The sequence below is a fragment of the Gelidibacter pelagius genome (assembly GCF_017581925.1).
GTDB lineage: Bacteria > Bacteroidota > Bacteroidia > Flavobacteriales > Flavobacteriaceae > Gelidibacter > Gelidibacter pelagius.
In genome coordinates, this window is record NZ_JAGEVG010000003.1 from 217,005 (window position 1) to 230,071 (window position 13,067).

Below are 13,067 nucleotides of genomic sequence, written 5' to 3' on the forward strand. Positions count from 1 at the left end.
ATGTACAAATGCGTAGATATTTCTTTGTACAACTTCCTGATATGGCTTTTTTTTATTTTTCGTAAATCGTAAATTGTAAATCGTTATGTTAGATTTCTCCCGCGGTTTTGCTTCGCCAGTTCGATATCGCTCGGGTCACAGAATATCACAGAAATTATTTAGCTGAAACAGTACATTTCTCAACTATTTTTATTACCCTTAAAAAATCTTGAATCTTCAACCCGCCCATACCTAAAAAGGTACGTTCGGGCAAGTCTTGAATCTTGAATCTTGAATCTTGAATCTTGACCCTCAAAGCGTCATCATCCAACAATCCGTTGCGTCTGCAATCATATGAATCACCAATCCGATGCCCAAAATCCGTGTTTTTTTGAAAAATAAAAATCCAACATAAACAGCCATTGCATAATAGGTGTGAAGCGGGTGGAAATTAATACTGCAGCGTCCCGGATCGAATAGTGGGGTTGCCAAAAGATGATCGAGATCGATGAGCATGGTCGCAATCATGATCAAATAGGCAGTTTTCCAATTTGATCTAAAAAATATAAACGCCACAACTAAAGGTAGTCCAAAATGAATTCCGTAATGTATGAAGGATTGCAGCATTATACAGGTAATTGTTGTTTTTCAAGATACAATAGAGCATTCGGACCTTCATTGAAAATTAAATCGAGAACGCTCAGATTTGAAATAAATCCGTGTTTGTCATCGAATACTTGCACATAAGGTTTGAGCTGTTGTTCGGTTTCTTTTCTGTGGTTGACTAAATATCGATAATCTTTTTCTTGTGAAGGATTCAGTTCAAATTCAGTTGTTTTTTCAATCTTCAAATCATATTGCAGACATTCTAAAATGGCATCCAAGCATTTAAAGTTAAAATCCATCAATTGTATTACTTCTTCAGTGAAAAGATGTACCAGATCATGTTCATAAAACTCGAAAAATGGAGAGCTACTGTAAGCCGATTGAATCGATTTCCAATGCAAGTCCTGCCATTTTTCATCATTCGAAATGTTGATGTCCTTGTAAAGCTGCCTGTTTTTTTGAGAATAAACCACAGGAACGGTCAATGGGATTTTGCCCTGAGCCGCGTATATGGTCATTCGGTTTCTATAGGTTTGTTTCTGATAATTGTCGCAGACTTCAAAATTCACCTTTTCTGCCTGAACCATTGCGACACATTGTGCAATGCTCGGGAAATAGGTAGGGTGAAGTAGGATGTCCATGGTAGAAATCGACTATTTATTAGCTTTCCTTTTACGCCATGCATTAAATCCAAACCAAACACCTAATAACACTAAGAAAGGAATGAAGTAAGACACTAATTTTCCATTGCCACCAACGGTGGTGAAAAAGCGTTCCCAACGCGGATTTTTAATGCCGTCCCAACTCATCCATACCAGTACAGGTTTCCCAACCACGTGATCAAAAGGGACAAAACCCCAAACTCTGGAATCCTGTGAATTGTGGCGATTATCTCCCATCATCCAATAATAATCCTGTTTAAAGGTGTACTGGTTGGTCACCTGGCCATCAATACTGATTTGATTGCCATTTACAGAGAGTTCACGGCCTTCATAAACATCGATGACACGTTTATACAATGGAAGATTTTCAGCGGTTAAAGTGATGGTTTTTCCTTTCTCGGGAATGTATAAAGGACCGAAATAATCATTATTCCAATTATAGGCAGGATTCATAGGAAATATCCCAGAATCACGTTGACCCAAAGAATCTTTTCTGATTTCTATGGAAGCAATATTTGGGTGATTTTTTGCTCTTGCCACTGCTTCTTCAGTCGCTGCAGGAATGATCCATTTTTCGGTTTGTTGGTCATAGCCTAGACCATCGGTCATGTCAAAACGCTTCAGGATTTCATAGACCTGGGCATTTGAAGCGATTTGGCCTTTAAAAGTCACATCATAAGAAAACTGAATTCGTGCGCGATCGTTCAGAGCATTTTGTTTGCCATTAATGTACACATAGCCATCTCTTATGGAGAGTGTGTCGCCAGGGATCCCTACGCTACGCTTGACATAGTTGGTCTTTTTATCGATAGGTTTATAGTAGAATTTATCGGTATGACGCATGTCTAACATGGTATCGACAGGCCAGTTGAAAACGACAATATCATTGCGTTTGATCTTTTGAAAACCTGGAAGTCTTAGATAAGGCAATTCAGGTTTTGAAAGATAAGATTTGATATTTAAAATCGGAATGGTGTCATGTACCATCGGTGCCGCCACTGTGGTCATTGGAAGTCTCGCCCCATAATGGAATTTACTCACAAATAGAAAGTCGCCCACCAACAATGTTTTTTCCAAGGAGGAAGTCGGGATGGTAAAGGGCTGAATAAAATAGGTGTGGACAATTGTTGCCGCAACAATAGCAAATAAAATAGAGCTGATCCAGTCGCCAGCAGCCGATTTTGGATGTAAACTTCTGTCCTTAACATGAACGACATCTGCAAAATAATTTAGGTAATAATTGTAAAAGCCTAAAGTAATCAGTGCTAAAACCGTATCGGTAGTCGTGTTTTTTCCAAAACTCCTGGCTGTTTCAACCCAGACCACAGGAAACATGATCAAATTGACAATAGGAACGAACAGTAAAATCGTCCACCACCAAGGTCTGTTGATGATTTTCATTAAAACTACCGCATTATATACCGGTACAAAAGCTTCCCAAGCTTGTCGGCCAGCTTTAATGTATAATTTCCATGTGCCAAGTCCATGTATGACCTGAATCACGAAAAAGAAAATAAACCATTCTGTAAATGTCATCTGATCGTAGTTATTAATGTAAAAATTAGGGATTTAATGGTTGGATTTTAAATCCCGTTAACAAATATATTGTAAATGATAAATCGTAACTAAAAAACTGTCAATAAGTTAACCAATGTTTAACACATCTTTCATTGAGAATACGCCTTTTTTTCCTGCAATCCATTCTGCTGCTATCACAGCGCCAAGAGCAAATCCTTCGCGGTTATGAGCCGTATGTTTAATTTCGATGGTATCTACGGATGAGCGGTAGGTCACTTCATGGGTTCCTGGAACCTTGTCAATGCGTTTGGAATTGATATGTAAGTCCTTTGGTTTTGCGGCATCAAGTGTCCAGGTGCCGTATTTTGAATTCTTAAGAATTTCCTCTGCTAACGTAATCGCGGTACCACTAGGGGCATCCAGCTTTTGGGTATGATGTATTTCTTCCATGCTGATTTCGTATTCTGGAAGATTTGCCATGAGTTTAGAAAGGGTTTTGTTCAATTCAAAAAAGATATTCACACCAAGACTGAAATTTGAAGCGTAAAGGAAAGTGCCGTTTTTCTCTTTACATAAAGCGACAACCTTATCATAATGTTCTAACCAACCTGTAGTCCCAGAAATCACGGGAATATTGTGGTTAAAACAATTTGTAATATTATCTACAGCAGCATCAGGTGTGCTGAAATCTATGGCGACATCTATATTTTGGAGAACATAGTTTTCCGTGTCTTTGTCAACTTTTAAAGTGATGTAATGCTGTCGCTTGAGGGCGATCTGTTCGATGATTTTTCCCATCTTTCCATAACCTAAAAGACCTATTTTCATGTGTTTATATTTATTTTTTTTTAACGGACACATGCTGTTCGCTATTAAACATTTTCATGGGTATCAAAATCTTTAGCATGCTCGTTTCATGCTTAAAATTTAAAATTCAAGGTTACTCCCAAATTGGTGGAGTTTTCCTGTTCGCTATATTTAAAATGAGGCTTTAAAGCCAAATTTTCATCTAAGTTATATTGGAGCAAATGTGCATCCACATTGGCATCAATAATGTTGAGTGCGTAAAGTCCGAAGGTAATCAGCAAGGACAGCTCTTTATTACGACGCAGGGTATTCTGTGCTCTAATAAGGCCCTCACTGGATACTCGGGGCGTTGTGCCATCACCATAAAATTCGTCATCAGTAAATCCAGCCAACCGGCGTTTGTAGGCATCCCGATAGCGATCGTAGGTTTTGTCATTGTCCAAATAAAAATAGATACCTGTGCCAAGTGCGGCGTAAACAATAGGTATTTTCCAATATTTTTTGTTATAGGCTTGTCCCAATCCAGGTAGCACGGCCGAGTAAAATGCTGCTCGGGATGGCGCTAAAATATTCATGGGTTTCCTGACGATGCTGTCAATCACAGCTTCTTTGGGAATGTCTTTGGAAATGTCCTTCCGAATACTATCAGCAGGGGTTTGCGAAAATCCGAAGAAAGAGGCAAAAAATAAAATAAATAGAGATGTATAAAGGCGATTATTTGGCACTTTGGACAAGTTTTTTGATACGGTTAAAATCTTCTTCAGAATGAAAAGGAATGCTTATGGTCCCTTTTCCGTTCTTACTCACTTTAACGTCTATTTTGTGGCCAAAGTATTCTGAAAACTCCTTTACCCCATTTTTAACAAAGGTAGGTAGTTCTGGTTTTTCAGAAACTTTTGTTTCGCTTTTGTTGTGATAGTTCTTTACCAAAGCTTCCGTGTCTCTAACTGATAGTTTATTGGAAAGTATTTTTTCGTAAATATCGAGCTGATTGGATTGGTCCTCTATATTGATGATGGCACGTCCATGTCCCATAGAAATAAATCCGTCACGCATGCCCGTTTGAATGATAGGATCCAGTTTTAATAGACGGAGATAGTTGGCTATGGTCGATCGTTTTTTACCCACACGCTCGCTCATTTGCTCTTGGGTCAATTGGATTTCATCAATCAGCCGTTGGTAAGACAAGGCGATTTCGATAGGATCTAAATCTTGACGTTGGATATTTTCGACCAAAGCCATTTCCAAGGATTCTTGGTCGTTGGCAATTCTGATATATGCTGGAATGGTTGGCAACCCAATAAGTTTGGAAGCTCTAAATCGGCGTTCTCCTGAGACTAGTTGATATTTGTTGAAATCAAGCTTTCTAACAGTAATGGGTTGAATAACTCCCAGTTCCTTGATGGAGGATGCTAGTTCTCTAAGCGTTTCTTCGTTAAAATTGGTTCGTGGTTGAAAGGGGTTGATTTCAATGGCCTCCAATTCTAACTCCACAATATTACCGATGACTTTATCGGCATTTTTATCCTGAACCGATTTAATATCGTTTGATGGATCTTTTAAAAGTGCTGATAACCCTCTTCCTAAAGCTTGTTTTTTTGTTGCCTTCGCCATTAATCGTTCTTTTTAATAATTTCTTTTGCTAAACTTAAATAATTGGTGGCACCTTTACTACTCACATCATAATTGATAATGCTTTCTCCAAAGCTTGGTGCTTCTCCCAGCCGTACGTTACGCTGAATGATCGTATCAAAAACCATATCACTAAAATGCTTCTGCACCTCTTCAACAACTTGGTTTGACAAACGAAGTCGGGCGTCATACATGGTCAACAACATGCCTTCGATATCCAAATCTGGATTATGGATGCGTTGTACACTTTTAATGGTATTCAACAATTTGCCCAATCCTTCCAACGCAAAATATTCACATTGTATTGGAATGATGACCGAGTCTGCAGCAGTAAGCGCATTTAAAGTCAAAAGTCCCAAAGATGGGGCGCAGTCAATCAAAATATAATCGTATTGGTCCTTCAGGTGGTGAATGGCTTTTTTGAGCATGTACTCACGTTCTTCTTTGTCCACCAGTTCAATTTCAATGGCCACCAAATCAATGTGGGCAGGAATGATATCCACATGTGGTGCAGTTGTAGGAATGATGCACTGTTCTGCTTTTGCAGAATGTTCAATAAGTTGATAGGAACCAACTTCTACGCTATCTACATCAATGCCCAGGCCAGATGACGCATTGGCTTGCGGATCGGCATCTATCAATAATACTTTTTTCTCTAAAGCGCCCAAGGAAGCAGCTAAGTTTACTGATGTTGTTGTTTTACCAACACCTCCTTTTTGATTGGCTATTGCAATGATTTTACCCATTAAATCTTCTGGTTTTAGTCGCTGTAAAAATACAATTATTTGTGGGTTTAAAAAATGTTACTTGTTAACAAATGGTTTGGGCTGATATGATGGGAAGTAATGGGATTATTGGATGTTAACGGACCTTTGATGATGTCATTGTATGGAATTTCAGATGTCTATTTACGGAATTAAATGACCCTTGAACAAACAAAAAGCAGCTTCAATTGAAACTGCTTTTAATAGGACTAAATTTTTGTGGTTTATTTTTCTGGATTCTGGATCCCAATAATATAGCCTTGTGTTAAATATTTTTTTGCCACATTATGAAGATCTTCTTTGGTTAAATTGGCCACGGTGTTTTCAAATTCCAACATCTTCTTAGCCTCCATTCCCTGATAGTCGGCATTTCTTAGTGTTCTTAACCAAAAGCGATTGTCTTTTAAATTCTCCTTATAATCTAAAAGTTGCGCTTCTTTTATCTTTGTCATATCTTCATCTGTAGGACCTTCTTTAACCAGTTTATCAACTTCAGCTAAGGTTGCAGCGGTAAGTTTTTCAACATTTTCTGGTCCACATGGGAAGCTGATGTTAAAACTGTACCACTCATAAGGTATTTTGTTGATGTTTCCACGTGCGCCAACACCGTAGACGCCACCTTCTTCCTCCCTGAGTTTTTCAATGAGCTTGATGGATAACACTTCGCCTAAGCTTTTTAGGGCATGGTCCTCCTTTTCAGAATATTCTGTTGGGCCGTGATAGGTCATGCGTACCATACTTTTTGGATCTTTTCCTATTTCTACAATCTTTTCATGCTGTCCAGTCAATGGCCTGAAATCATCTACCTTATACATTGCTTTCGATTGTGTGGCGGGTAAGCTCGCTAAATATTTCTCACTGTATTCTATAAGCTTCTTTTCATCGATGTTGCCGACAAAGTAGAAGTGAAAATTGCCAGCATCGGCAAAACGTTCCTGATATTTTTTGTAAGCCAAGTCGTAATCTGCATTTTCCATATCTTCAGGAGTAGGAAAGCCGATATATCTTGGGTTGTCGCCATACATGAATTTGCCCATTTCTACTTGGAAAAAAAATTGCGGACTTGACATCATGTTGGACATAAATGCCTTTTGTTTTTCCTTATAAGAATTGTAGGCGTCTTTATCTTTGTTCAATGCCGTAAAATATAAATGGGTCAACTGAAACAATGCTTCCAAATCTTTAGGTGACGCATTTCCTGAAAAGCCTTCATTATAAGCACCAATACTTGGTCTTACATTGACCATTTTACCCGAAAGGATTTTGGACATTTCATTTTTGTCAAAATTATTTACCCCAGCCTCGCCCAAGCCGCCATTGGCAAAACTTGTAGCTTTATAGTCTTCATCAGAATATAAAGACGTGCCGCCATAACTGAAGGCATCAAACAATATTTCGTCGTTTTTGAAATCGGTGATTTTGTAGGTCACCGTCGCGCCATTGCCCAAAATCAAAGTGGTGGTTCCTAAAGCTTCATCTTTTTTGTAATCTGTAATTTGTCCAGCTGGAGGCACATCGGTCATCAATGCAGCCGCCACTTCCTTGTCTTCGTAAGGCGTTAATTCCGTATTTTTGATGTTGTCCAAAACGCCCTGCACTTCAGCTTCTGTTACTTTAGCAATACCTTCTTTTTCTGGACCTGTCAGAATGATCACGCGATTATCTTCTTTAATATAATTGGCAATTAATGAATTGACATCGTCCAAAGTAATGTCTGGCATGTGTTCCTTTTGGAAGGTGTATTCCCATGCAATACCGGGAACAGGCTTTTGTTCCAAGAAATTGTTTACAAGTTGGCTGATAATTTGTGCTGATTCCGTTTTGTCTCTGTCTTTGTATCCCTTTTCCAATCGGGCGAGAATGTCCTTTTTAGCACGTTCCAATTCGCCTTCAAAAAATCCGAACTGTTTGACACGCTCATTTTCCTCCAACAATGTCTTGAGAGCGTTCAGTTGTCCTGTTTCACTGGTCATGGCAAACGATTGATAGGCTTCCTTTGTTCGGGCATAAGTGCCCCCATGATAACTAAATCCAAAAACAAAAGGCGGATTTGGACTGTTTCTCAATTCGTCCAATCGGTTGTTCAGCATTTGTCCAAACAGTGATTCCACCATAGCGTGCTTATAATCAGCGATAATAAGATCAGGGGTTGCACTGTCATAATCCTTGAACAGAACTTGGACTTGCGAAAAGGAGGCTTCTTTATCAGTTTCGACGGCGATAAAGGTTTCCTTGTGGTTTGGCATGTCATAAATGGCACGCTCTCTCGGGTTTTTTGCAGCTGGGATTTTTCCGAAATGGGATTTTATTTTTTCTTCTAAAGTTTTGACGTCCAAATCGCCAACGGCAATAACGGCCATTAAATCTGGTCTGTACCAGTCTTTGTAAAACCGTTTTAGACTTTCATAATCAAAAGTTTCAAGATTTTCTTTGGTGCCAATCGGCAATCTATCGGCATATTTGGATCCGTAAAGTAATTTTGGTAAATAATTTTGTCGCATCCGCTCATCCGCACCTTTTCCTAGGCGGTATTCTTCTAATACGACACCGCGTTCATTGTCAATTTCCTCATGGGTCAAAAGGGCATTGTGCGCCCAGTCTTCAATTATCTGAAATCCTTTTTCCAGTTTTTCAGGATCATCACTTGGAATAGGAAGAATGTAAACGGTTTCATCAAAACTTGTGTAAGCGTTTAAATGTGCACCAAATTTCACACCTATACTTTGCAGATAGCTGACCAATTCATTTTTTTCAAAATTTTTGGTGCCGTTAAAATTCATGTGTTCCATAAAATGTGCAAGCCCCAGTTGATCTTCATCCTCTAAAATTGAACCAGCGTTGACTACAAGACGCAGTTCTACTTTGTTTTCGGGTTTCCCATTGTTTTTAATATAATAGGTAAGACCGTTGTCCAATTTACCCATTTTGACTTCTGGGTTAAAAGGAATGTTTTCGGTAGCAGTGGTCTTGGTAGCAGGTGTCTTTTGCTTGACCGCATTGATTTGTTGGGCAAAACCCGTGGCGACAGTCATCAAAGAGACTGACATCACAAGGCTTGCGAGTTTGAGGGATTTTAGCATAACATTGAATGGTTTAAATTAATTTGTATTTATCTGAGTTAAATATAACTAAATTTTTAGTTCATAAAACCAGAGTTTATAATAAACCTCTTATTTATTTGATTTTTTAGCTCTAATCATCGCTTCCAACTGGTCCCACATTTCTTCCGGAATTGCTTCCAATAGGTTAAACTGTCCTGCACCTTTTAGCCATTCGCCACCATCAATAGTAATCACTTCTCCGTTGACATAGGCAGAAAAATCAGAGACTAAATAGGCAGCGAGATTCGCCAATTCCTGATGCTCACCCACACGATTTAGGGGTACTTTTTTAGCCATGTCAAACTTGTCTTTCAAATCACCTGGCAAGAGCCGGTCCCAAGCCCCTTTTGTAGGGAACGGTCCCGGAGCAATGGCGTTAAAGCGCATTCCGTATTTTGCCCATTCCACAGCAAGACTGCGGGTCATGGCCAACACACCAGCTTTGGCTGTAGCACTTGGTACCACATAAGCGGATCCTGTCCAGGCGTAAGTAGTCACAATATTGAGGACGGAAGTATTGGTTTGCTTCGTGTCAATCCAATGTTTTCCAAATGCCAAGGTGCAATTTTTGGTGCCTTTTAATACAATATCTATAATGGTATCAAATGCATTGGCGGAAAGGCGCTCAGTAGGAGAGATGAAGTTTCCGGCTGCATTATTTAACAAAACATCTACTTTCCCAAATTTTTTGATTGCCCCTTTCAACATGGCTTCTACCTCGTCATAATTGCGGACATCACATTGCAATGGCAGACAGATACCGTTGGTTTCTTTTTCAAGTTCCTCAGCAGTAGTTTTTAATTTATCAAGATTACGCGAGGTAATCGCAACATTGGCGCCCAATTCTAAAAAATATTTTGACATGGCTTTACCCAATCCGCTACCCCCACCGGTAACTACTATTGTTTTTCCTTTTAAAGCATCATCTCTGAGCATTTTTTGTGTATAAGTCATTTTTTATATTTTATTAAGTGAATTTAAAAATACGGATAATATATTATGAATTCCATTCTGGAAAGTCAAATTATTCCCACCAGTGGGTTTTAATACTCCGAGGTCCTTGTTCCTTAAAAGCGTAGAAGCTATTGGCTTGGAGATTGGAAAAATTTATGGGATTTTTTTTATACCTTTAAACTGAATCAATTATCCATTAACTATGAAAAATCACACCCATTTATTCAGAATTGCATTTGCAATGCTGCTGTGTCTTTCACTATCCCTCTCTGCGGAAGCACAAATCAAAAAAGTTGCAAGTGTAGAAGGAATTACGGAATACAGATTGGACAATGGTCTAAAAGTCCTTTTGTTTCCTGACAATTCCGCACAAACTATCACTGTCAACATTACCTATATGGTAGGCTCCCGTCATGAAGGATACGGCGAAAAAGGCATGGCCCATTTGCTGGAACATATGGTGTTTAAAGGCACACCAAATCATCCAAATATTCCAGAAGAGCTGTCCGCTCGCGGCGCAAGACCAAATGGTACTACGTGGTACGACCGAACCAATTACTTTGAAACCTTCAATGCCACCGATGAAAATTTAGATTGGGCCTTAGATTTGGAGTCGGACAGAATGGTCAATTCCTATATCGCAAAAGAAGATTTGGAGTCGGAGTTTTCAGTGGTGCGTAATGAATTTGAAAGCGGTGAAAATTCGCCATCACGAGTGTTGATGCAAGGCGTTGCAAGTGCTGCTTATTTATGGCATAATTACGGACAATCTACCATTGGTAACAAGTCGGATATTGAGCGTGTACCAATTGAGAACTTACAAGCCTTTTACAAAAAATATTACCGTCCGGATAATGCCATATTAATGATTACCGGAAAATTTGATACCGAAAAAACTTTGGCGTTAGTTGAAAAAAAGTTCGGACCAATTAAAAATCCAGATGTTGAATTAAAAGATATCCCGACCATTGAGCCAGCACAGGATGGCGAAAAACGGGTGACTTTAAATCGGGTGGGCGATTTGCAAATAGTGTCCGCACTTTATCATGTGCCTGCAGGTTCGCATGAAGATGCTGCGGCATTGGCCATTGCTGAGCAAGTTTTGACTGATGAGCCTTCCGGCAGATTGTATAAAGCTTTAATTGATACTCAAAAAGCATCTGGGATCTGGTCTTTTACACCATTTACAAAAGAGCCTTCTTTCTTTTATATGAACGTTGATGTGCCTTCAGATAAATCTTTAGCTGAAGCCGAAACAATTTTCTTGACTACTTTGGATAAGTTGGCAGATCATCCGATAACGGAGGCTGAATTAAATCGAGCGAAGGCGAATATGTTGAAGCAGATGGATCAAATTTTTAGAAACTCCTCTTATTTGGGAACTTATATGAGCGAATTTATTGGAGCGGGCGACTGGCGATTGGCGTTCATCTTTAGAGATCGTATTGAAGAAATGACGGTTGATAAAGTTAATGAGGCCATCAAAACATATTTTATTCCTACAAACAGAACTGTCGGAAATTTTATCCCAACAAAAAATCCAATACGTGTTGGTATTCCACATACAGAAAACGTTGAAGACTTAGTTGCCAATTATAAAGGTAGGGAAGCATTGGATGCTGGCGAAGCCTTTGATGTATCTTATGAAAATATTCAAAATACCTTGCAGACCGGAACGTTGGCAAGTAGCAATATTGAATATGGATTGATCAAAAAAGACAATCGTGGTAAAACCGTCAATCTCACGTTCTCTTTACGTACAGGGAACGTTGATCAGTTGATGAATAAAGGGCTCGCTGCAAGATATACAGCGCAAATGCTGAACAAAGGCACTAAAACAAAATCCAGACAAGATATTGAGGACAAGCTGAGCGCCTTAAAATCGTCTGTATATTTTAGTGGATCCAACGGTCGTGTTACAGCATCGGTCAATAGTACGGAGGAAAACTTAATGGAAACTTTGGCATTGATGACAGATATGTTGAAAAACCCCGTATTTGACGCCACGGAGTTGGAAAAACTGAAAACTCAAGACTTGGCCAGCCTGGAAGAGCGCAAATCAGAACCACAATCTGTAGTTTCGAGACAAATAGGTTTATTGAACAACCGTTATGAAAAGGGACATCCTTTATATAGTATGACTTTAGATGAGGAAATTGCTGCAATAAAAGCAGTGAATGTAGCTGATTTAAAAGCCTATTACAAAGGTTTTTATGGAGTCAACAAAAGCACTTCTGTAGTGGCTATTGGCAATATGGATGAAGAAGCGGTAAAGACCTATTTCGATAAAACCTATGCCGATTTCAAATCGGATAAACCTTATACGGAAATCAGTAATAAGTTTCAAAACAGTAAGCCAGCAAATGAAAAAATTCTCACCCCAGACAAGAAAAATGCCTTCACTTTAGGTGTTTTGTCTTTTGAAGGAAGCGAATATAACGATGACTATGCTGCGTTACAAGTGGCAGGAGAGATTTTTGGAGGTGGTTTTTTAAATTCTCGTATTGCAGGTCGATTACGTCAAAAAGACGGTGTGAGTTATGGTGCAGGCGGCAATGTGCAAGTGGATAATAATAAGGATGATAAAAACTCGTCCATGTACATTTATGCCATTTATGCTCCAGAAAATGCAGCAAAGGTGCAGCAAGGTTTTAGAGAGGAAATTGCACGCTATATCACTGACGGTATTACGGAAGAAGAACTTAAGAATGCTGTCAATGGTTGGGTACAAGAGCAGAATGTATCGAGAGCCAAGGATAATGAATTGGCGAGAGTCATCAGCAACAATTTGTATTTGGACAGAGATATGATGTTCCAGGAGAATGTTGAAAAACAAGTCAAAAAATTAACCGTTGAAGATGTCAATAAAGCCATTAAGAAGTACTTTAAGGATTACGAAAACTGGACGGTAGTGAATGGTGGCGATTTTGATAATTTTGAAATTAAGCAAGAGGATAAAAAAGTAGATTAATAAAATTGTAACAAACATAATCACCTGCTTCAACTGTTTTGCGCTTGGAGCAGGTTTTTTTAGTGAAACCCAA

10 protein-coding genes are annotated in these 13,067 nt (G+C 39.0%); 1 reads left to right on the forward strand and 9 read right to left on the reverse strand.

The features are described 5' to 3' along the window. Positions 1-291: 291 nt before the first annotated feature. The 9 genes from J4051_RS04065 to J4051_RS04105 all read right to left on the reverse strand — a co-directional run bounded on the left by J4051_RS04065 (position 292) and on the right by J4051_RS04105 (position 10,023). Positions 292-606, reverse strand: a complete 315-nt coding sequence (locus J4051_RS04065) for a DUF6122 family protein (protein WP_208232580.1) — start codon at positions 604-606, stop codon at positions 292-294. Further along, a complete protein-coding gene (locus J4051_RS04070) occupies positions 606-1,226 on the reverse strand; it encodes a WbqC family protein (RefSeq protein WP_208232581.1) in 621 nt (206 codons plus the stop codon). Before J4051_RS04070 ends, J4051_RS04065 begins: the two co-directional genes overlap by 1 nt. Before the next feature lie 12 nt (positions 1,227-1,238). Next, positions 1,239-2,783, reverse strand: coding sequence for a signal peptidase I (gene lepB, locus J4051_RS04075; protein WP_208232582.1), 1,545 nt, complete (start codon positions 2,781-2,783; stop codon positions 1,239-1,241). Between the two features lie 108 nt (positions 2,784-2,891). Beyond that, the gene (dapB, locus tag J4051_RS04080) at positions 2,892-3,593 is read right to left on the reverse strand and encodes a 4-hydroxy-tetrahydrodipicolinate reductase (RefSeq protein ID WP_208232583.1); all 702 of its coding nucleotides are present in this window, start codon (positions 3,591-3,593) and stop codon (positions 2,892-2,894) included. Positions 3,594-3,685: 92 nt separating this feature from the next. Continuing rightward, on the reverse strand, positions 3,686-4,297 hold the full coding sequence (locus J4051_RS04085; RefSeq protein ID WP_208232584.1) for a DUF5683 domain-containing protein: 612 nt from the start codon (positions 4,295-4,297) through the stop codon (positions 3,686-3,688). Continuing rightward, entirely contained in the window at positions 4,287-5,186 is a 900-nt protein-coding gene (locus J4051_RS04090) for a ParB/RepB/Spo0J family partition protein (protein WP_208232585.1), read from the reverse strand. The genes J4051_RS04085 and J4051_RS04090 overlap by 11 nt, the downstream gene beginning before the upstream one ends. Then, positions 5,186-5,950, reverse strand: a complete 765-nt coding sequence (locus J4051_RS04095; protein WP_208232586.1) for a ParA family protein — start codon at positions 5,948-5,950, stop codon at positions 5,186-5,188. The genes J4051_RS04090 and J4051_RS04095 overlap by 1 nt, the downstream gene beginning before the upstream one ends. Positions 5,951-6,192: 242 nt before the next feature. After that, positions 6,193-9,048 (reverse strand): M16 family metallopeptidase, encoded by a 2,856-nt coding sequence (locus tag J4051_RS04100; RefSeq protein ID WP_236027198.1) that lies wholly within the window; start codon positions 9,046-9,048, stop codon positions 6,193-6,195. 90 nt (positions 9,049-9,138) lie between these two features. Next, on the reverse strand, positions 9,139-10,023 hold the full coding sequence (locus tag J4051_RS04105; protein ID WP_208232587.1) for an SDR family oxidoreductase: 885 nt from the start codon (positions 10,021-10,023) through the stop codon (positions 9,139-9,141). Positions 10,024-10,225: 202 nt separating this feature from the next. Between J4051_RS04105 and J4051_RS04110 the strand changes: the two genes are divergently transcribed. Next, positions 10,226-12,994, forward strand: coding sequence for a M16 family metallopeptidase (locus J4051_RS04110; protein ID WP_208232588.1), 2,769 nt, complete (start codon positions 10,226-10,228; stop codon positions 12,992-12,994). Positions 12,995-13,067: the final 73 nt, after the last annotated feature.